This is a genomic window from Pseudomonas sp. WP18 (assembly GCF_036689585.1).
Lineage (GTDB): Bacteria > Pseudomonadota > Gammaproteobacteria > Pseudomonadales > Pseudomonadaceae > Aquipseudomonas > Aquipseudomonas chlororaphis_E.
Window position 1 is genome coordinate 4,995,446 of the sequence record NZ_CP144758.1, and the last position, 20,206, is coordinate 5,015,651.

The following is a 20,206-nucleotide window of genomic DNA, read 5'->3' on the forward strand; positions in this document are numbered from 1 at the left end:
CATCTTGCTTACTTCACGGCAAATCAAGGCTTAAACGTTTACGCAATTGCTGGCTGTAGCCTTGCCATTGCATGAGTACTTCTCGCTGTAAGGGTGTCGCCAGGGACAGCCACTCTGCCATTGCCACATCAAAACTTTCCAGGGTATTAGGCGCGCCCCATTGCGGGGAAGACAGGCGTTGTTGACAGAAAACTCTCCAACGCTGCTGCTCTTCAGCATTCAATGTGTCCGGGAAGTTGCGCGCACGATAACGGAACAGTAGTTCCGGTAAACGCTCATCGTCGAACGGCCAGCGCTCTTGTGCCAATTGTGCCGGATCGGCCAGTCGGACTTGTTCACATAAACGCCGGTCACGATCGCCAATGAAGCCTGCGTATAACTGTTGCTCGGGATCGTCGCTGGCGGCGAAATCCTCCCGTGCGTAAATGGCCTGAAGTTTGTCCTGCCAAACTTGTTGCGCGTCCGTCAGTTGTAACGCCCGCTGCTGGTAGCCGGCCATGTCCAGTTGCAAGCGCTGCTGGTCCTCGGCCCGCAGCACCGAGAGCGGCGCGACCACCGGGCATTTGTTGATGTGGATGAGCTTGAGCGGCACCGGCAGCTCGCCTTCGAGCAGCGCTTCGCGGCGGGTGTACAGACGCTGGCGCAGGGTTTCGGCGTCGTGGTCCAGCAACCCCTGGGGATCAAGGTGCAAGTCGCAGACAATCAGCGCGTTGCGGTTTTTCGGATGCCAGGCCAGCGGCAGCACCACACCGATAAAATTTCGCGCGGCCGAGAAGCGCCCGGAAATGTGCACCATCGGCTGTAACAGGCGCACCTGGTCCATCACCTTCTGTTTGCTGCGCAGCTGGAACAGCCAATCGTAGAGCCGGGGTTGCCGCTGGCGAATCAGGCGGGCCAGGGCGATGGTGGCGCGCACGTCCGACAACGCATCATGGGCCTGGCCATGATCGATGCCATTGGCGGCGGTCAGGCGCTCGAGCTTGAGAGTGACGCGGCCATCTTCCTCCGGCCAGACGATGCCGTCCGGGCGCAGGGCATAGGCGGCGCGCACCAGGTCGATCAGGTCCCAGCGGCTGTTGCCGCCCTGCCACTCACGGGCATACGGGTCGAAGAAATTGCGATAGAGGCTGTAGCGGGTCATCTCGTCGTCGAAGCGCAGGGTGTTGTAACCGGCGCCACAGGTACCCGGCGCGGCCAGTTGGGCATGGACGCGGGTCATGAAGTCGGCTTCGCTCAAGCCGTTTTCCGCCAGGCAGTCCGGGGTGATCCCGGTGATCGCACAGGCCGCCGGATGAGGCAGGATGTCGTCGCTGGGCCGGCAATACAGGTTCACCGGCGCGTCGATTTCATTGAGTTCGAAATCGGTACGGATCCCCGCCACCTGCAAGGGCCGGTCGCAACGCGGGTTGATGCCGGTGGTTTCGTAGTCGTACCAGAAGATGGAAGTCACGGGCTGTTCCTGAACTGTAGACGGGCGAAGTCTAGGCGCTCGACCCTACCGCCGGCCAGCACTGTGCCTGTTTTGGAAACACTTCTGAGGGGCGCGAGCCTGCTCGCGAAGGCAGCGCCACCATCCGCCTCGACATCACCCGCCTCACCGCGTTCGCGAGCAGGCTCGCGCCCACCGTTTTCTGCTAGCATCGACGCCGACATCGACCGTTCGACCCGGCCCATCACTCAGGTTGCCCATGCTCGAGACACCAGCACTGCAAAGGACCGCGACGCTGCCACCGCCATTGGACACGCGGTATCAGGTCGAGACGCCCGAAGGCATCGACCTGCCATTGCGCCCGGCGGGGTTGATGCCCCGTTCACTGGCGTTTGCCATCGACCTGGCGATACGCGGCCTGGTGCTGGGCCTGCTGTTCGTCATCCTGGCGTTCTTCGGTGAGCTGGGGATTGGCTTGGGCTCCATCCTGCTGTTCGTCATCAGTTGGTGGTACATGGTGCTGTTCGAAGTGCTGCACCAGGGCCGCTCCCCCGGCAAACAGATCATGGGCCTGCGCGTGGTGCAGGACGACGGCCGGCCCATCGGCTGGTCGGCGTCGCTGATCCGCAACCTGCTGCGCTTTGTCGACATGCTGCCCTTCGGCTATACCTTCGGCGCGATCAGTTGCCTGCAGCATCCGACCTTCAAACGCCTGGGCGACCTGGCGGCCGGCACGCTGGTGGTGTATCGCGAGCAACCGGTCAAGCGCCCGGCGCTGCCCATGGCAACGCCGATCCGCCCGCCTTTTGCCCTGAGTGTCGACGAGCAACGTACCGTGCTCGGTTTCGCCGAACGCCAGGCCGAACTGTCCAAGGCACGGGTCAGCGAGCTGGCCGCTATCCTGGCCGAGCCCTTGAATGTCCAGCCGCCACGGGCCGTGGCCGAACTCAACGGCATTGCCCGTGGCCTGCTGGGGCCTACATGAAGCAAAGTCTTTTCGAAAGCCGTCACCAAGAGGAATGGGACCGCCTGTCCCGGCAGCTCGACCAACTGGAACGCAACCGCCGCGTGCCCCAGGACAGCGACTTCCCGCCCGCCTACCGACGGCTTTGCCACCATCTGGCGCTGGCCCAGGCCCGGGGCTACAGCAGCTTGCTGGTGGATACCCTGCAACAACTGGCGTTGCGCGGCCACCAGCAACTCTACCGGGACCGCAGCCGACCGTCGGCGAGCCTTTCGGATTTTATCCTGGCCGGTTTCCCGCGACTGGTCCGCGCGCAATGGCGCTTCGTGCTGGCGGCGAGCGTAATGTTCCTCGGCAGCCTGATCGGCATCGGGCTGCTGGTGTACCTGTTTCCCGACCTGGTCTACAGCATCCTGGGCGCCGAGGAAGTCAGCCAGGTGCGCGGCATGTACGATCCGGCCGCCGGACACCTGGGACGCTCCGTCGAGCGCGCCTCCAGCGAAGATTGGATCATGTTCGGCTACTACATCATGCATAACATCGGCATCGCCTTTCAGACGTTCGCCAGTGGCTTGATGTTTGGCTTGGGCAGCGCGTTCTTCCTGTTTTTCAACGGACTGACCATCGGCGCAATCGCCGGTCACCTGACCGAGATCGGTTCCGGCGGGACGTTCTGGCCCTTCGTGATCGGCCACGGCGCGTTCGAACTGACCGCCATCGCCCTGGCAGGCGCCGCCGGCCTGCAATTGGGCTGGGCGTTGATCGCCCCGGGCCGCCTCACCCGGGGCGAGGCGCTGCGGCTCGCCGCCGGCAAGAGCGTGCAGATCATTGCCGGGGTCATCCTGTTCCTGCTCATCGCCGCGTTCATCGAGGCCTATTGGTCTTCCAGCGCCGTGACGCCTGCCACCAAGTACACGGTCGGCGCACTGCTGTGGCTGCTGGTGATCAGCTACCTGTCGCTTGCCGGACGAGCCCGCCATGCGCCTGAGTGACGCCACCGTCGTGATCCGCCCCCGCACCACCTGGGAAGCCATGGACCTGGGCGTGCTGATGAGCCAGCAGCATCGACGGCTGCTGATGACCAGTTGGGCCATCAGCACCCTGCCCGTGTATGCGTTGCTGACGCTGTTGTTGTGGAAGTCACCAAACCTGGTGATGTTCCTGTTCTGGTGGCTGAAGCCGGCCTTCGACCGCCTGCCGTTGTACATTCTGTCCAAGGCGCTGTTTGGCGAAACCCCGACATTGCGCCAGGCCTTGCGCCAATGGCCAGCGCTGCTCAAGCCACAGTTGCTGGCAAGCCTGACCTGGCGTCGGCTGAGCCTGAGCCGCAGCTTCCTGATGCCCGTGGTGCAATTGGAGGGCCTGGCCGGCGAGGCCCGGGAGCAGCGCTTGCGGGTGTTGTTGCAACGCAATGGCGGCGCCGCGCAATGGTTGACCGTCATCGGCGTGCATTTGGAGACCGCCCTGTGGTTCGGCCTGATGGTCCTGTTCTATCTGTTCGTGCCGCAACAGGTCGAACTGGAATGGGACTGGCAGAAGCTGATAACCGCGACCGAACAGGACTGGTTGTGGTTCGAGCACCTGGTCAACGTTCTTTATCCCCTGCTGCTGATCGTCTGGGAGCCGATCTATGTCGCCTGCGGCTTCAGCCTCTACCTGAACCGGCGCACGATCCTCGAGGCCTGGGACATCGAACTGGTGTTCCGACGCCTGCGCCAGCGCCTGCTCGGCGTCGCGCCATTGCTGCTGTTGCTGGCCTTGACGCTCGCGCCCATGCCCCCTGCGGCCTGGGCCGACGAAGACAGCAACGCTCCCGAGCGCCCACGCCTGCTCAACCAGCCTCTCACCAGCGAAGCCTCCAGGGACAGCATCAAGACGATCCTGCAAGCACCGCCGTTCAAGAACCCGGAAACGATCACCCGCTATCGCTTTGGCGAAGAGAAAAGCCAATCACCCGAGGCCGAGGCCAATCCGGACTGGCTCAAAGGGTTGTTCAAGTGGATGGCCGGCCAGCGTTTCGACCTCGCCGCCGGGCTGATCCAGATCCTGCTCTGGGCCTGCCTGGCGAGCGCGATCGTCTGGCTGGTCTGGCGCTATCGGGAACGACTCAACCTGTTGATGGTTCGCCGCCCGGCCAAACAGCCCCACCTGGGCCGACCGGCTCCGACGCAGATGTTCGGCCTGGATATCCGCGAAGAAAGCCTGCCGGTGGATGTCGCGGCCAGCGCCGAGCAACTGTGGTCGGCCCATCCCCGGGAAGCGCTGGGCTTGCTCTACCGGGCGCTGCTCAGCCGCTTGCACCATGACTTCAAGGTGCCCTTGAAAGCCGCCGACACCGAAGGCCAGGTGCTGCACCGGGTCGAACAGCTCGAAAATGAACGCCTGCTGGGGTTCAGCAAACGCCTGACCCTGCATTGGCAGAACATCGCCTATGGGCACCGGGCACCGCCGCCCGACCTGCAACAGCAACTGTGTGACGACTGGCGTGGGCTGTTCGGCCCGGGAGCCACCCCATGAGCCGGCGCGCCGCTTGGCTGACCCTGGCCCTGGTGGCCGCGCTGCTCGCGGCGCTGGTGAGTTACCTCAGCGCCAAGGCCGTGCCGTACCAGGAAACCGTCGATCACGGCCCGTCCCCTGAAGCCCAGGCCAACCCCTACCTGGCCGCCGAACAGTTCTTGCGCCAGCAAGGCATCAACGTCGCGCACGCCAACAACCTGGATGGGCTACCGGCCCTGGAACCGCGCCAGAACAGCCTGCTGTTGCTGGGCGAACGCACCAACATGACACCCCGCCAGGTCGAGCAACTGCTGAACTGGACCCGGGCCGGTGGCCGCCTGTTGTTTGTCGCCGAGGCCCTTTGGGATGACAGCACCGGCAGCAGCGGCGATCTGCTGCTGGACCGCGTGCGCCTGCGCCAGTCCTTGAGCAAGGACCTCAAGCAAGCGCCACCCGAACTCATCAAAGACCGCTATCCCGAGCTGACCAAGCTGTACCTGGAGGACGAAGAGGCCCCGGCGTATGTCGGCTTCGACACCGACTTCCACCTCGAAGACCCGCACAACCTGGCCCAGGCCTGGGCGAACAGCGCACAGTCCACCCACATGATGCAACTGAACCATGGCCTGGGTTCGATCACGGTGATCACCGACGCCGAGTTGTGGAAGAACGATCAGATCGAGCAGTACGACAACGCCTGGCTGCTCTGGTATCTGACTGCCGACACCGATGTCACGCTGCTGTTCAACACGGACCACGACAGCCTGCTGACCTTGCTGCTGCGCTATTTCCCACAAGCGCTGGTGGCACTGCTCGCACTGGTTGCGCTGTGGCTCTGGCGCTCGGCGGTACGCCTGGGCCCGATCCAGCCGCCGGCGCCCAAGGCCCGGCGTCAGCTGGAAGAGCACTTGCAGGCCAGCGCTGGCTTCCACATGCGCCACAATGGCCGGCAGTACTTGCTGCAGGCCTTGCAGCAGGATGTGTTGCGCCGCGCCCGGCATCTTCATCCGGGCTTCGAACAACTGGCGGTTGCCGACCAATGGCAGGTGCTCGCCCGCTTGACCCGCCAGCCCACGCGAGCCATCAGCCAAGCCTTGAGCCCGCGGCCGAAACAGCGCCTGTCCAACGCGGAGTTCTGCCGTCAGGTCGCCCATTTGCAAACCCTCAGGAATGCCCTATGACTGAACAGAACGAACCTGTCGACGGCCAGGCCCACGCCGTCCAACAGCGCCAGCGCGCCAGTCAGTTGGCCCAGGCCATCCGCACCGAACTGCACAAGGCGGTGGTCGGCCAGGCGGCGGTGATCGACGATGTGCTCACGGCGTTGATCGCCGGCGGTCATGTCCTGCTCGAAGGTGTTCCGGGCCTTGGCAAGACCTTGCTGGTGCGTGCGCTGGCCCGCTGTTTCGGTGGCGAGTTCGCGCGCATCCAGTTCACCCCCGACCTGATGCCCAGCGATGTCACCGGTCATGCGGTGTACGACTTGCAGACCGAGCAATTCAAGCTGCGCAAGGGGCCGGTGTTCACCAACCTGCTGCTGGCCGACGAAATCAACCGCGCGCCGGCCAAGACCCAGGCCGCGCTGCTCGAAGCCATGCAGGAACGCCAGGTCACCCTCGAAGGCCGCGCCCTGCCCATCGCCCAGCCGTTCATGGTGCTCGCCACCCAGAACCCCATCGAACAGGAAGGTACCTACCCGCTGCCGGAAGCCGAGCTCGACCGCTTCATGCTCAAGGTGCGGATGGACTACCCCGACGCGGAGCGGGAGTTGGACATGGTTCGCCAGGTCAGCCGCTCGACCCGTGCCGACATGCTCGACGTGCAGCCGCTGCGCACGGTGTTGCAGGCCAAGGACGTGCAGGTGCTGCAACGTATCGCCAGCGACCTGCCGATGGACGATCAGGTGCTCGACTACGCCGTGCGCCTGGCCCGCACCACCCGCAGCTGGCCGGGCCTGACCCTTGGCGCCGGACCTCGCGCCTCGATCGCGTTGGTGCGTTGTGCCCGGGCCCGGGCATTGTTGCGTGGGGGCGAATTCGTGGTGCCGGACGACATCAAGGGCTGCGCCCTGGCCGTGTTGCGTCATCGGGTACGGCTGGCACCGGAGCTGGACATCGAAGGGCTCTCGGTGGACCAGGTGCTCGGGCAACTGCTGGACCAAGTGCCGGCGCCGCGGTTGTGAGTCACACCAACATGATCAGGAACACCTTTGTGGCGAGGGGATTTATCCCCGTTGGGCTGCGAAGCGGCCCCCGGATTCCGACTGATACACCGCAAAGGGCCGCTTCGCGGCCAGCGGGGATAAATCCCCTCGCCACAAAAGCTCGCTCTGCATTTCTTTCGCAGGAAACGTTCCGATGAAACCCTCCCACCTGCTGCTGACCTGGCTCGCCGTCCTGCTGGCCGTGAGCATCCTACTGGGTGCATTGCGGGCATTGGGCGTGGCGCTGCCGGCGACGCTGCTGTCGATCGACTGGGGCTTGATGCTGGCCCTGTTGGCCCTGGCGCTGATCGACGCCGTGCGCCTCAAGCGCTTGCCCTCGCCGCGGGTGCAACGGCAGATGCCGGGCAGCCTGGCGCTGGGACGCTGGGGTGAAGTCCGGTTGGACATTACCCATGATTTTGCCCAGCCCTTGCAGATTCAGCTTTTCGACCACGTACCGGACGGCCTGGATTTCGACAACCTGCCGCTGTCGGTCGAGCTTCAACCCGGCCAACGCAGCCAGGTCGGCTACCGCCTGCGCCCGCTCAAGCGCGGCCATTTCAGCTTCGAACACTGCGAGGTCAGCCTGCCGAGCCCACTGGGGCTGTGGTCTGACCGGCGCCTGCTGGACGCCCTCGACGCCACCCGCGTCTACCCCGATTTCGCCCGACTCTACGACGGCCAGTTACTGGCGGTGGACAACTGGCTCAGCCAGCTCGGCATACGCCAACGCCAGCGGCGGGGCCAGGGCCAGGAATTCCATCAACTGCGGGAATTTCGCGAAGGCGACAGCCTACGGCAGATCGACTGGAAAGCCACCGCCCGCCATCGCACGCCGATTGCCCGGGAGTATGAGGACGAGCGCGACCAGCAGATCATCTTCATGCTCGATTGCGGCCGCCGCATGCGCAGCCAGGACGGCGAACTGTCGCATTTCGATCACGCACTCAACGCCTGCCTGCTGCTCAGCTACACCGCGCTGCGCCAGGGCGACGCCGTGGGCCTGAGCACCTTCGCCAGCGACCAGGCCCGCTACCTCGCCCCGGTCAAGGGCAGCGGCCAGCTCAATGTCCTGCTCAACGCCGTATACGACCTCGACAGCAGTCAGCGTCCCGCCGACTACCAGGCAGCCGTCACTCAACTGCTGGCCCGGCAAAAGCGCCGGGCGCTGGTGGTGCTGGTGACCAACCTGCGCGATGAAGACGATGAAGAACTGCTGGCCGCGGTGAAACGGCTGGGCCAACAGCATCGGGTCCTGGTGGCCAGCCTGCGTGAAGAAGCCCTCGACCGATTGCGTCAGGCGCCGGTGCAGACCCTGCCCGAAGCCCTGGCCTATTGCGGCACGGTGGATTATTTGAATGCGCGGGCCCAATTGCACCAGCAGTTGAGCGCCCACGCCATTCCCACGCTGGACGCCCGCCCCAGTGAGCTGGGCGCGCAACTGGTGACCCAGTACCTGGCCTGGAAGAAGGCCGGAACCGCTTAGACCGGATCTGTAAGAAAGGTCTGGGCGACTACTGCGCCGTGCGCAACGGACTACAGACCCGCCAGAATCCGCCGACTTGTGCGCCTTGGCCTTGCCCCGTAACTTGATTCGCGTCGCTGATTTCCAGCGATCGGGTTTAGTCGCCCGGTGGTAAAGGTGATGCGCACAGGCTTCATCCAGTCGGGTCCCCCTATCCCCGCACTTGATGGTGGCTGTTCGCAGGGTGCCCTCGGGCGCGCCGGGCTTTCGCTTTTCCACCGGTCGACTAACCTGCGTTCAGCCGCCCCCCTCGTTTAGTCGCGAGTGTGTGGCAGCCCACCAAGCGAAGGTCCAGCGCTGACTTGCAGAACTGGAGAACGATGAAGGACCTGTGGGAGCGGGCTTGCTCGCGAAGGCGGCGTGCCAGGCAATACATGTGCAGTTGCCCCACCGCCTTCGCGAGCAAGCCCGCTCCCACAAGGGTTCGCCTGTGACCGCTAAACCCATGACGATTCCCTCGTTGGCTCAGGTATGGATCAGGCCGACGCTGGCAACGTGTGGAAACTGAAATACTGGCGCAACGCATTGACCAGTTGGCTGTACTCCGGCGGCGCCCAATGCAGGCTGAAGCCGGCGTCGAAGTGTTGCGGCGTCACGTCTTCGTGGCACCACAGGCAGGTGGCTTTCAACTTGATGTTCAGCGACGGCCCCTCATCGGCCGGCAGCTTGAGGAGCAAGTCAAAGTCGGCCCCCACCATCAACGGCAGATGGCTGATCAACATCAGGCCATCCTGAGAGACATTACCCAGGAATCCGAGGGGCTTGTCATTGACGCCGTTAAACACTTTCAGGAAGTACGGCAGCTGTTGCCGTTCGATACGCCTCTTTTTGTACATGTTTTGTATCGCTTTTTGGACGACCCCGCGCAGGGGCTACCGATACTTCGGAACGAGCCAAAGGACCTGCTCGCTCTCCCCGATCCCGGTGCCAGACGCTCGCCAGCGCCTAAGCCTAGTTATTGCCGGTCACAGGTGCCCCTTGTTTTAGAGGGTTAGCTCTAATGCGACTTGTACAACTATAGCCGAAGGTTTCGACGCGGCCAGTACACGCGCCATGTTTAATGTAGGACAGCACGACAACGCGCAAGTGGCCGGGAATTTCACCGACCATGCGCCAGGGGGCAGGAATCAGGACGCTGGACGGATCGCCGCGGCACTGCGCGTCGGGTAATGCCCCAGGCTCTGCAAGGTTTCAAGACGGGCGCGGGCGCGGAATGCATATTCGCTGTAAGGGTACTGCGCAATGATGAACTGATACGTTTGCGCCGCATCGATGAACAGCTTCTGGCGCTCCAGGCACTGGCCACGCAGCATCGAGACTTCCGGCTGCATGTAGCGGCGGGCACGGCTGGCGCGGTCGACCTGGGACAGCTCGAGCATCACCTGCTCGCAATTGCCACGGTCATAGGCCTTGTAGGCCAGGTTCATGTGATGGTTCATCGACCAACGGGTGCAGCCCGTGATACCCAGGGCCAGGGCAATAAAAAGCACGAATCGCATGGGGAGGTTCTCCTGTCTTGAGTTCTTTATCGACCTGGGCAAGAAAATCTTCAGCCTCAAAACGTCTACCTTAGGTAAATGCAAATCCCGTGGCGAGGGAGCTTGCTCCCTCGCCACAACAGCAATGTTCGGCCTTCGTGCTTAGCAGGCGCAAAAATTTTCAGGAATGTTCATTTCGAAAAAGAAACGAATAAGTAGTGCATATGAACAATGACTACACCCAAAGAGCATAGTAGCCTTCGCTGGCGCTTGAACTTGAGGAGTCTTGCATGTCCGTCCGTCGCACCAAAATCGTCGCTACCCTTGGCCCGGCCAGTCACTCGCCGGAAGTTCTCGAACAGCTGATTCTGGCTGGCCTGGACGTCGCCCGCCTGAACTTTTCCCACGGCACCCCCGACGAGCACAAGGCTCGTGCCAAGCTGGTGCGCGACCTCGCCGCCAAGCACGGCCGCTTCGTGGCCCTGCTGGGTGACCTGCAAGGCCCCAAGATCCGTATCGCCAAATTCGCCAACAAGCGCATCGAGCTGAAGATCGGTGACACCTTCACCTTCTCCACCAGCCATCCGCTGACCGAAGGCAACCAGCAGGTGGTGGGTATCGACTACCCGGACCTGGTCAAGGACTGCGGCGTGGGCGACGAGCTGCTGCTCGACGACGGTCGCGTGGTGATGCGCGTCGATACCGCCACGGCCACCGAACTGGTCTGCACCGTGATCATCGGCGGCCCGCTGTCGGACCATAAAGGCATCAACCGTCGCGGCGGTGGCCTGACGGCGCCGGCCCTGACCGAAAAAGACAAGGCCGACATCAAGCTGGCCGCGGAAATGGAAGTCGACTACCTCGCCGTGTCCTTCCCTCGTGACGCTGCCGACATGGAATATGCCCGTCAACTGCGCGACGAGGCCGGTGGCACCGCCTGGCTGGTGGCGAAGATCGAACGCGCCGAAGCCGTGGCCGACGACGACACCCTCGACGGCCTGATCAAGGCATCCGACGCCGTGATGGTGGCCCGTGGCGACCTCGGCGTGGAAATCGGTGACGCCGAGCTGGTGGGCATCCAGAAGAAAATCATCCTGCACGCACGCCGCCACAACAAAGCGGTGATCGTGGCGACCCAGATGATGGAGTCGATGATCCAGAACCCGATGCCGACCCGCGCCGAAGTCTCCGACGTAGCCAACGCCGTGCTCGACTACACGGACGCCGTGATGCTCTCGGCCGAAAGCGCCGCCGGCCTCTACCCGCTCGAAGCGGTGCAGGCCATGGCCCGTATCTGCCTGGGCGCCGAGAAGCACCCGACCAGCAAGACCTCCAGCCACCGCATCGGCAAGACCTTCGAGCGGTGTGACGAGAGCATCGCCCTGGCGACGATGTACACCGCCAACCACTTCCCGGGCGTGAAGGCGATCATCGCCCTGACCGAAAGTGGCTACACCCCGCTGATCATGTCGCGCATCCGTTCCTCGGTGCCGATCTACGCGTTCTCCCCCCATCGCGAAACCCAGGCCCGTGCCGCCATGTTCCGTGGCGTCTACACCGTGCCCTTCGACCCGGCCGCCCTGCAACCGGGCGAAGTCAGCCAGGCGGCGGTGGATGAACTGGTCAAGCGCGGCGTGGTGCAGACCGGCGATTGGGTGATCCTGACCAAAGGCGACAGCTACCACACCATCGGCGGCACCAACGGGATGAAAATCCTCCATGTTGGCGACCCGATGGTCTGAGTGACCGGCTGAAAAACAAAAGCCCTGCCATGTGAATGGCGGGGCTTTTTGGTTTTCGGCCTTGGAAATATGTCGCTCCCACTGGCGTTTTCGCGAGCAAGCTCGCTCCCACAAAGGTTATGCATACGCAGGCTTTTGTGGGAGCGAGCTTGCTCGCGAAGGCGTCGACCCAGGCGCCGGAGAGCTCAACGCCGCTCGATAAACCCCGACAACGCCGCCATCGCTTCCGGCGAGCGCAGTCGCTGGATGAACAAGGCACCCTCCTCCTCGATCGCCCGGCGCAACGATTCGCGACCCGGTGCCTTCATCAACTGCTTGCTGATGCGCACGGCTTCAGGCGGCAGCGACTCGAACCTCAGCCCCACCTCACGCGCCTTGGCCAAGGCCGCGTCCCCCGTGTCCAACGCCTCGGTGGCCAGGCCCCAGGCGACCGCCTGTTCACCACTGAAGCCCTCGCCCAGCAACAACAATTGCGCCGCCCTGGCCTGGCCCAGCAATCGCGGCAGGATCAGGCTGGAGCCGAACTCCGGACACAGCCCCAGGTTGACGAACGGCATCCGCAGCCGCGCATCCCGGCTGACGTAGACCAGGTCGCAATGCAGCAACAGCGTGGTGCCGATGCCGACCGCCGGCCCAGCGACGGCGGCAATCACCGGCTTGCGGCACTCCAGCAGGGCGAGCATGAACTGGAACACCGGGTTATCGAGATCGTCCGGCGGCTGTTCGAGGAAGTCGACGATGTCGTTACCGGCGGTGAAGCAGTCGCTGGAACCGGTCAGCAGGACCGCGCGAATCTTCGGGTCGGCGTCGGCCGTCGCCAGGGCCTGGGCCAATTGACTGTACATGGCCCGGGTCAGGGCGTTTTTCTTGTCCGCACGGTTCAGCCGCATCGTCAGCAAGCCGCGCTCGCGGTCAAGTAACAGGGTTTCGCTCATGGTCGGTCTCGCGTCTGGAAATCAGCGCTCAACCACGGGGCAGGAAGACGTCGGCCAGCAGTTGATTGCGCGGCAGGCCGGCCAGGTACAGGCGCTTGGCAAAGGCCTCGACCCGGTCGGGATGGCCGCAGAGTAAGGCTTGGGTTTGCCGGGAAACAAGCCGCAGTTGCGTCAACACGGATGGCGCCTCGGTCGCGGTCAGAAGCTCCACGTCCAGGTTTGCATGCTTGGACGCCAGTGCGGCCAAGGGTTTGGCCAAATAGTGCCCGGCTTCATCATGAGCCACGTGAATAAGGCGGATGGCGCCCTGGTGATGCTGGCGCAAGGCTTCGCGAAGCAGGCCGAACAGCGGCGCCAGCCCGGTGCCGGCGGCGAGCAACCAGAGCGGCTTGTCGGTCCAGTCGGGGTCATAGTGCAGGGCGCCGCCACGCAGTTCGCCGAGGCGGATCGGGTCACCGACCTTCAACTGTCGAGCCGCATCGACAAACTGGCCGGGCTCGCGACAATCAAGGTGAAACTCCAGGAAACGGTCTTCCTCCGGCAGGCTCGCCAGGGAATACGGCCGTGCCACCTCGCCGGCCCACAGCACCAGGTGCTGGCCGGCACGGTAGCGCAGTGGTCGCTCGGGGGTGATCCGCAGGCGCAACACATCGGCGCCCAGCCAATCCACCGCCGCTACCTGAGCCGCGCGACCGTCGCGTTGCGGGTCGAAGGTGTGGACCTGCACATCCTCGACCACCTGGCACTGACAGGCCAGCCGCCAGCCCTGATCACGCTGGGTCGGGCTCAGGGCATCGGGCCGGCTGTCACGCACATCGCCGCTCAGGCATTGCACCAGGCACGCATGGCAACTGCCCGCCCGGCAACTGTAGGGCACCGCCACACCGGACGCATTCAATGCGTCCAACAGGTTACTGCCCACCGCCACCGTCCATTGCCGGCCAGCGACTGTCAGTTCAGGCATCGACGCTCTCCCAAGCGGCAGCGCAACGATTGCGGCCGTCTCGCTTGGCACGGTACAGGGCCTGGTCGGCGCGTTGCAACGCGTTGTCCAGGTCATCGCCCATTTCCAGCATCGTCATGCCCGCCGACAAGCTCAGCGACCCGACCTGCAGCCCGACCAACTCGACCTCGGTGAACGCCAGGCGCAATCGCTCGCAGCAGGCCGTCAGACGCGACGGGTCGCAGGCAGGCAGGAGCATGACGAACTCCTCGCCGCCGTAACGGGCCAGCACATCGCCTTCGCGCAGGCAGGCCGTGGCGACACTGGCGAACGCTTGGAGCACCTGGTCGCCGGCGGCGTGGCCGTGCAGATCGTTGATGCGCTTGAAATGGTCGAGGTCGATCAACGCCAGGCCATGGGCAACGCCGGGCCGCAGGGTGTTGAGCTCGCGGGACGCCAGGCGCAGGAAATGCCGGCGGTTGAACAACCCGGTGAGCTCATCGGTGGCCACCAGGTCTTCGAGCTGGCGCATCATGCCGCGCAACGTGTCCTGGTGCGCCTGCAAGGCAAACCGTCGCTGGCGCATGCGCTGGCGCGAGGTCTGGACGTAGCGCGCGTAGAACACCAGCCACACCAGCACCATGAACAGCACGCACACCTGCAACCCGGCCAGCGTGGGGTCGGGGAGCCGGAAGAAATAGCCATCCCAGAGGGTAATGCCGGTAAAGCTGAAGAACACCAGCATCGCGCAGCGCACGAAGACCCGGCGTGTCAGGTGGAACAGGCCGAACAGCAGGATGAGCACGTAGAACACCAGGAACACGCCTCGGGCCTGGTCCAGGTGCGCCATCATCCAGGTCTGCCAGCCGAGGCCGATCAACACTTGTATTTCGGTCAGGCTGGGGTCCGCGAAGCGCAGGTTGCGACCGGTGATGAACAACGCGAACAACCCTGCCTGGCACACCACCACGAGCAAGCTGCCGATGACGACACCGCGCAACGAATCGAGGTAGTGACCACTGAAAAATGCCAGCCACAACAACACCAGTGCCAGCGCGTAAGTCGCAGCCGCCAGAGCGAAGCGTTTCAGCAAAAGACGTTGGATGGCGTTATGGGTCAATCGTTGACTCACCATGGGAAAGAGAAACTGACAGGAGGCGTCCTACGCTACAGGCCAGACGCCACTTTAGTGGCGTGCAGGCCAAATGACCATTCAATTCTGGAGCAGAAAAATGGCGTCAAAGCAATGGCCTGGATTGACGCGTTTGATGCCCCCTGTGGCGAGGGAGCTTGCTCCCTCGCCACAGGTTTTCACCCACGCACCTGTTCAATCCGTCGCTATCGCGAGCAACCTCCCCCACAGGGTGCCTGCCTGCGATATACTGCCGCGCCTTTTTAGCGTCGCGCCAGCATGCCCGGCGTGCCTTAAGAGGTGTCGTCCGTCGACCGATGCACCCAAGCGGATGACACCTTATTGAATGTTCCCGTCTTTTAGAGGAGCGCGACTCATGACCGTGATCAAGCAAGACGACCTGATTCAGAGCGTTGCCGACGCCCTGCAATTCATTTCCTACTACCACCCCGTGGACTTCATCCAGGCGATGCACGAGGCCTACCTGCGCGAAGAATCGCCGGCGGCCCGTGACTCCATGGCGCAGATCCTGATCAACTCGCGCATGTGCGCCACCGGCCACCGGCCGATCTGCCAGGACACCGGCATCGTGACCGTGTTCGTGCGCGTGGGCATGGACGTGCGTTGGGATGGCGCGACCATGAGCCTGGACGACATGATCAACGAGGGCGTACGTCGCGCCTACAACCTGCCGGAAAACGTCCTGCGCGCATCGATCCTCGCCGACCCGGCAGGCGCCCGCAAGAACACCAAGGACAACACGCCAGCGGTCATCCACTACTCCATCGTCCCGGGCAACACCGTGGAAGTGGACGTGGCGGCCAAGGGCGGCGGCTCCGAGAACAAGTCCAAGATGGCCATGCTCAACCCGTCCGACTCCATCGTCGACTGGGTACTCAAGACCGTTCCGACCATGGGTGCCGGCTGGTGCCCGCCGGGCATGCTGGGCATCGGCATCGGCGGTACCGCCGAGAAAGCCGCCGTCATGGCCAAGGAAGTGTTGATGGAATCCATCGACATCCACGAGCTGAAGGCGCGCGGCCCGCAGAATCGCATCGAAGAAATGCGCCTGGAGCTGTTCGAGAAGGTCAACCAGCTGGGCATCGGCGCCCAGGGCCTGGGTGGCCTGACCACCGTGCTCGACGTGAAGATCATGGACTACCCGACCCACGCCGCCTCCCTGCCGGTGTGCATGATCCCCAACTGCGCCGCCACCCGTCACGCCCACTTCGTGCTCGACGGCTCGGGCCCGGCGGAGCTGGAAGCGCCACCGCTGGACGCCTACCCGGAAATCGTCTGGGAAGCCGGCCCTTCGGCTCGCCGCGTTAACCTCGATACCCTGACCCCGGAAGAAGTGCAGAGCTGGAAGCCGGGCGAAACCGTGCTGCTCAACGGCAAGATGCTCACCGGTCGCGACGCGGCGCACAAGCGCATGGTCGAGATGCTGAACAAAGGTGAAACCTTGCCGGTGGACCTCAAGGGCCGCTTCATCTACTACGTCGGCCCGGTCGACCCGGTGGGTGACGAAGTCGTGGGCCCGGCAGGCCCGACCACCGCCACGCGGATGGACAAGTTCACCCGCCAGATCCTCGAACAGACCGGCCTGCTGGGCATGATCGGCAAATCCGAGCGCGGTCCGACCGCCATCGAAGCGATCAAGGACAACAAGGCCGTGTACCTGATGGCCGTCGGCGGCGCCGCTTACCTGGTGGCCCAGGCGATCCGCAAATCCAAGGTCCTGGCGTTCGCCGAGCTGGGCATGGAAGCGATCTACGAGTTCGAGGTCAAGGACATGCCGGTGACGGTCGCCGTGGACAGCCAGGGTGAGTCGGTGCACATCACCGGCCCGGCCATCTGGCAAAAGAAAATCAGCGACAGCCTGGCGGTAGAAGTGCAGTAACACGCCCTTCGATGCGCTGAAAAAGGCCGGTGAGCTCAATGCCCACCGGCCTTTTTCGTACCCGGATACCGCCTTGAACCCTGTGGGAGCGGGCTTGCTCGCGAAGGCGGTGCATCAGTGGACATCGTGGTTAACCGCTACACCGCCTTCGCGAGCAAGCCCACTCCCACAAGGGTTTTTGGTTGTCTGCGAAAACGGTGTTCAAGCCATGCTATGGTGCCCGCCCGACTTTCAATCTGTTCACGCCAGCATGTTGCCAACCACCCGCACCTTGCGCCTGTCGCTGTACACCTTGCTGATCCTTGCCGGCGCGGCAGTCGCCGCCACCCTCGCCATGCGCCACGCCGAGCGTGCCGCCCTGGAAGAGGACGCTCACCGAGCGAGCCAGCAATTGGCGCTGTACGCCAACTCCCTGCACACCCTGATCGAACGCTACCGCGCCCTGCCCGCCGTGCTGGCGCTGGACCCCGAGTTGCGCTCGGCCCTCAAGGGGCCGGTCGAGGGCGCGCAGCAGGACGCCTTGAATCGCAAGCTGGAGCAGATCAACGGTGCCGCCCAATCGTCCACCTTGGAGTTGCTCGACCATAACGGCCTGGCCGTCGCGGCCAGCAACTGGCAACTGCCCAGCAGCTATGTCGGACACAACTACGGGTTCCGGCCCTACTTCATCCAGACCCGCACCCAGGGCACCGGGCGCTTTTATGCGGTGGGCGTCACCAGCGGCATACCGGGCTATTTCCTCTCCAGCGCGGTGACCGGCGACCACGGCGAATTCCTCGGCGCCATGGTGGTGAAACTGGAGTTTCCAGAGCTTGAACGCGAATGGCGCCAGGGCAGCGACACCCTGCTGGTCAGTGATGCCCGGGGTATCGTGTTCATCGCCAATCGGCCGGGCTGGCGCTATCGCCACTTGCAGCCGTTGACCGACAGCGACCGCGCCGAACTCAAGACTACCCGCCAGTACGACAAGCAACCGCTGCAACCGTTGGCCATCGAATCGCTACGACGCTTTGACGACAACAGCCATCTGGCCCGTGTCGCCGCCCCCAACGGCACTGCCGACTACCTTTGGGAGTCCCTGCCGTTGAGCGCCGAAGGCTGGACGCTGCACCTGCTGCGCCACCCGCAGATCGCCTTCGAGGACCTGCGCAACGCCGGGCTTGCCGCCGCCGGATCATGGCTGGCGCTGGTGTTCCTGCTGCTGTTTCTCAACCAGCGCTGGCGCCTGGCCAAACTTCGCCAGCGCAGTCGCGAAGAGCTTGAGCGGCTGGTGGAAGTCCGTACCCGAGACCTGCGCACGGCCCAGGACGGCCTGGTGCAATCGGCCAAGCTGGCGGCCCTGGGGCAGATGTCCGCGGCCCTGGCCCACGAGATCAACCAGCCACTGACCGCCCAGCGCATGCAACTGGCCACGTTGCGCCTGCTGCTGGACCATGGCCGGGTCGACGATGCCTATAAGGCCCTCAAGCCGGTGGACGACATGCTGACCCGCATGGCCGCCCTCACCGGCCACCTGAAAACCTTCGCCCGCAAGAGCCCCAGCGGCCTGCGCGAACGGCTCGACCTGGCGGCGGTGGTGGACCAGGCCCTGCAATTGCTGGACACCCGTCTACGGGACGAACAGGTCAGCACCGTGCTGCACCTGACGCGTCCGGCATGGGTGCGTGGCGATGCGATCCGCCTCGAACAGGTATTGATCAACCTTCTGCGCAACGCCCTCGACGCCATGGCCGGGCAGCCCCTCAAGCGCCTGGAAGTACGCCTGGAGGCCGATGAACAACTGTGGCGCCTGTGCGTGAGCGACAGCGGCTGCGGGATCGCCGAGGAGCACCTGGCCCAGGTGTTCGACCCGTTCTTCACCACCAAGGCAGTGGGCGACGGCCTGGGGCTGGGGCTGGCGGTGTCGTTTGCGATCATTCATGAGTCGGGTGGGCGCCTGACAGCGGACAACCATGAACACGGCGCGGTATTCTGCGTGACCTTGCCCATCGACCAGGAGGCGCAGTTGCATGCTTGATTCAGTCATGGTCGTGGATGACGAAGGCAGCATCCGCAGTGCCGTCGAGCAATGGTTGAGCCTGTCGGGGTTCCAGGTGCAGTTGTTCAGTCGCGCCGAAGACTGCCTGGCGCAATTGCCGGAGCACTACCCCGGGGTGATCCTCAGCGATGTGCGCATGCCCGGCCTCAGCGGCCTGGAACTGCTGGCCGAAGTGCGCCGCCGCGACCCGGACCTGCCAGTGATCCTGTTGACCGGCCACGGTGACGTGCCGATGGCCGTGGAAGCCATGCGCGACGGCGCCTACGACTTCCTGGAAAAGCCCTTCAGCCCCGAAGCCCTGCTCGGCAGCCTGCGCCGGGCCCTGGACAAGCGCACCCTGGTCCTGGAGAACCGTCGCCTGCACGAACAGGCCGACGCCAGGGCCCGCCTCGACGGGACGCTGCTGGGCGTGTCCCGCGCCTTGCAGAACCTGCGCCGCCAGGTGCTGGACTTGGCCGCGTTGCCGGTCAACGTCCTGATCCGCGGCGAAACCGGCAGCGGCAAGGAATTGGTCGCCCGTTGCCTGCACGACTTCGGCCCGAGGGCGAGCAAGCCTTTTGTCGCACTGAATTGCGCGGCCATTCCCGAACCGTTGTTCGAGGCGGAGCTGTTCGGCCATGAAAGCGGCGCGTTCACCGGCGCCCAGGGCAAGCGTATCGGCAAGCTCGAATACGCTCACGGCGGCACGTTGTTCCTCGATGAAATCGAGAGCATGCCCCTGGCCCAGCAGGTCAAGCTGCTGCGGGTGCTGCAGGAACAGAAGCTCGAACGGCTGGGCTCGAACCAGAGCATCCACGTCGACCTGCGGATCATCGCCGCGACCAAGCCCGACCTGTTGGATGAGGCCCGGGCCGGGCGCTTTCGCGAAGACCTTGCCTATCGCCTGAACATCGCCGAGCTGCGCTTGCCACCGCTACGGGAACGGCGCGAGGACATCCCGCTGCTGTTCGAACACTTCACCCACAGCGCCGCCGAGCGCCTGGGCCGCACCGCCGCGCCCCTGAGCGGCCCGCAGTTGAATCACCTGCTCAGCCATGCCTGGCCGGGCAACGTGCGTGAACTGGCCAACGTCGCCGAACGCCAGGTACTGGGGCTGGACCAGCCGCACACCCTGGACAGCGAGCCCGGGCAGTCACTGGCCGCCCAGCAGGAGGCCTTCGAAGCCCAATGCCTGCGCGCCGCCCTGACACGGCACAAGGGCGACGTGAAAGCGGTGCTCGAAGAGTTGCAACTGCCGCGCCGCACCTTCAATGAAAAGCTGCAGCGCCATGGTTTGAACCGGGAAATGTTTTTGCAAGACAACTGATGGCAGGTCGACTGGGCCGACGCCTTCGCGAGCAAGCTCGCGCCCACATTGGACTGTGTACACAGCTTCCTGTGGGAGCGAGCTTGCTCGCGAAGCGGGTTAACTGGAACAGGAC

At 64.2% G+C, this 20,206-nt stretch carries 16 protein-coding genes; 10 read left to right on the plus strand and 6 right to left on the minus strand.

Annotated features, from left to right (window positions below):
• Positions 1-13 precede the first annotated feature (13 nt).
• Positions 14-1,450: an exodeoxyribonuclease I gene (gene sbcB / locus V5F23_RS22170; protein ID WP_123578470.1), complete on the minus strand. Its 1,437-nt coding sequence runs from the start codon at positions 1,448-1,450 to the stop codon at positions 14-16.
• Between the two features lie 238 nt (positions 1,451-1,688).
• Here sbcB and V5F23_RS22175 point away from each other — a divergent pair, with 238 nt between their 5' ends.
• From V5F23_RS22175 to V5F23_RS22200, 6 genes are all read left to right on the plus strand, one after another.
• Complete coding sequence (locus tag V5F23_RS22175; protein WP_338496576.1) at positions 1,689-2,414, plus strand: RDD family protein; 726 nt, start codon at positions 1,689-1,691, stop codon at positions 2,412-2,414.
• Positions 2,411-3,385 carry a stage II sporulation protein M gene (locus V5F23_RS22180; protein WP_042732448.1) on the plus strand — a complete coding sequence of 325 codons (975 nt, stop codon included), beginning with the start codon at positions 2,411-2,413 and terminating at the stop codon, positions 3,383-3,385. Before V5F23_RS22175 ends, V5F23_RS22180 begins: the two co-directional genes overlap by 4 nt.
• Positions 3,372-4,910, plus strand: a complete 1,539-nt coding sequence (locus V5F23_RS22185) for a DUF4129 domain-containing protein (protein ID WP_338496579.1) — start codon at positions 3,372-3,374, stop codon at positions 4,908-4,910. Before V5F23_RS22180 ends, V5F23_RS22185 begins: the two co-directional genes overlap by 14 nt.
• A complete protein-coding gene (locus tag V5F23_RS22190; RefSeq protein ID WP_338473847.1) occupies positions 4,907-6,070 on the plus strand; it encodes a DUF4350 domain-containing protein in 1,164 nt (387 codons plus the stop codon). Before V5F23_RS22185 ends, V5F23_RS22190 begins: the two co-directional genes overlap by 4 nt.
• Positions 6,067-7,071 (plus strand): MoxR family ATPase, encoded by a 1,005-nt coding sequence (locus tag V5F23_RS22195; RefSeq protein WP_042732447.1) that lies wholly within the window; start codon positions 6,067-6,069, stop codon positions 7,069-7,071. Before V5F23_RS22190 ends, V5F23_RS22195 begins: the two co-directional genes overlap by 4 nt.
• 175 nt (positions 7,072-7,246) lie before the next feature.
• Complete coding sequence (locus V5F23_RS22200) at positions 7,247-8,578, plus strand: DUF58 domain-containing protein (RefSeq protein ID WP_338496581.1); 1,332 nt, start codon at positions 7,247-7,249, stop codon at positions 8,576-8,578.
• 515 nt (positions 8,579-9,093) lie between these two features.
• Here the strand turns inward: V5F23_RS22200 and V5F23_RS22205 are convergent.
• Positions 9,094-9,453, minus strand: a complete 360-nt coding sequence (locus V5F23_RS22205) for a PilZ domain-containing protein (RefSeq protein ID WP_042728632.1) — start codon at positions 9,451-9,453, stop codon at positions 9,094-9,096.
• Between the two features lie 291 nt (positions 9,454-9,744).
• Positions 9,745-10,116: a tetratricopeptide repeat protein gene (locus V5F23_RS22210; protein ID WP_212802975.1), complete on the minus strand. Its 372-nt coding sequence runs from the start codon at positions 10,114-10,116 to the stop codon at positions 9,745-9,747.
• Between the two features lie 269 nt (positions 10,117-10,385).
• Between V5F23_RS22210 and pyk the strand changes: the two genes are divergently transcribed.
• A complete protein-coding gene (pyk, locus tag V5F23_RS22215; RefSeq protein ID WP_042728630.1) occupies positions 10,386-11,837 on the plus strand; it encodes a pyruvate kinase in 1,452 nt (483 codons plus the stop codon).
• Positions 11,838-12,022: 185 nt separating this feature from the next.
• On the opposite strand, the gene V5F23_RS22220 is transcribed toward pyk, so the two are convergent.
• Genes V5F23_RS22220 through V5F23_RS22230 form a run of 3 tightly spaced genes read right to left on the minus strand, consistent with a single transcriptional unit; the run spans position 12,023 to position 14,835 of the window.
• Positions 12,023-12,772 carry an enoyl-CoA hydratase gene (locus V5F23_RS22220; protein WP_047736672.1) on the minus strand — a complete coding sequence of 250 codons (750 nt, stop codon included), beginning with the start codon at positions 12,770-12,772 and terminating at the stop codon, positions 12,023-12,025.
• Between the two features lie 28 nt (positions 12,773-12,800).
• The gene (locus V5F23_RS22225) at positions 12,801-13,736 is read right to left on the minus strand and encodes an iron-sulfur-binding ferredoxin reductase (protein WP_047736674.1); all 936 of its coding nucleotides are present in this window, start codon (positions 13,734-13,736) and stop codon (positions 12,801-12,803) included.
• Complete coding sequence (locus tag V5F23_RS22230) at positions 13,729-14,835, minus strand: GGDEF domain-containing protein (protein WP_338496587.1); 1,107 nt, start codon at positions 14,833-14,835, stop codon at positions 13,729-13,731. The genes V5F23_RS22225 and V5F23_RS22230 overlap by 8 nt, the downstream gene beginning before the upstream one ends.
• Positions 14,836-15,223: 388 nt before the next feature.
• Between V5F23_RS22230 and V5F23_RS22235 the strand changes: the two genes are divergently transcribed.
• From V5F23_RS22235 to V5F23_RS22245, 3 genes are all read left to right on the plus strand, one after another.
• Positions 15,224-16,747: a fumarate hydratase gene (locus V5F23_RS22235; RefSeq protein ID WP_042728626.1), complete on the plus strand. Its 1,524-nt coding sequence runs from the start codon at positions 15,224-15,226 to the stop codon at positions 16,745-16,747.
• Between the two features lie 250 nt (positions 16,748-16,997).
• Complete coding sequence (locus V5F23_RS22240; RefSeq protein WP_042728625.1) at positions 16,998-18,764, plus strand: ATP-binding protein; 1,767 nt, start codon at positions 16,998-17,000, stop codon at positions 18,762-18,764.
• Complete coding sequence (locus V5F23_RS22245) at positions 18,757-20,091, plus strand: sigma-54 dependent transcriptional regulator (protein ID WP_042728624.1); 1,335 nt, start codon at positions 18,757-18,759, stop codon at positions 20,089-20,091. The genes V5F23_RS22240 and V5F23_RS22245 overlap by 8 nt, the downstream gene beginning before the upstream one ends.
• Positions 20,092-20,206: the final 115 nt, after the last annotated feature.

Coding starts and splice junctions, on each gene's coding strand:
- V5F23_RS22175 (WP_338496576.1), top strand. CDS start 1,689: ATGCTCGAGACACCAGCACTGCAAAGGACCGCGACGCTGCCACCGCCA.
- V5F23_RS22180 (WP_042732448.1), top strand. CDS start 2,411: ATGAAGCAAAGTCTTTTCGAAAGCCGTCACCAAGAGGAATGGGACCGC.
- V5F23_RS22185 (WP_338496579.1), top strand. CDS start 3,372: ATGCGCCTGAGTGACGCCACCGTCGTGATCCGCCCCCGCACCACCTGG.
- V5F23_RS22190 (WP_338473847.1), top strand. CDS start 4,907: ATGAGCCGGCGCGCCGCTTGGCTGACCCTGGCCCTGGTGGCCGCGCTG.
- V5F23_RS22195 (WP_042732447.1), top strand. CDS start 6,067: ATGACTGAACAGAACGAACCTGTCGACGGCCAGGCCCACGCCGTCCAA.
- V5F23_RS22200 (WP_338496581.1), top strand. CDS start 7,247: ATGAAACCCTCCCACCTGCTGCTGACCTGGCTCGCCGTCCTGCTGGCC.
- V5F23_RS22205 (WP_042728632.1), bottom strand. CDS start 9,453: ATGTACAAAAAGAGGCGTATCGAACGGCAACAGCTGCCGTACTTCCTG.
- V5F23_RS22210 (WP_212802975.1), bottom strand. CDS start 10,116: ATGCGATTCGTGCTTTTTATTGCCCTGGCCCTGGGTATCACGGGCTGC.
- pyk (WP_042728630.1), top strand. CDS start 10,386: ATGTCCGTCCGTCGCACCAAAATCGTCGCTACCCTTGGCCCGGCCAGT.
- V5F23_RS22220 (WP_047736672.1), bottom strand. CDS start 12,772: ATGAGCGAAACCCTGTTACTTGACCGCGAGCGCGGCTTGCTGACGATG.
- V5F23_RS22225 (WP_047736674.1), bottom strand. CDS start 13,736: ATGCCTGAACTGACAGTCGCTGGCCGGCAATGGACGGTGGCGGTGGGC.
- V5F23_RS22235 (WP_042728626.1), top strand. CDS start 15,224: ATGACCGTGATCAAGCAAGACGACCTGATTCAGAGCGTTGCCGACGCC.
- V5F23_RS22240 (WP_042728625.1), top strand. CDS start 16,998: ATGTTGCCAACCACCCGCACCTTGCGCCTGTCGCTGTACACCTTGCTG.
- V5F23_RS22245 (WP_042728624.1), top strand. CDS start 18,757: ATGCTTGATTCAGTCATGGTCGTGGATGACGAAGGCAGCATCCGCAGT.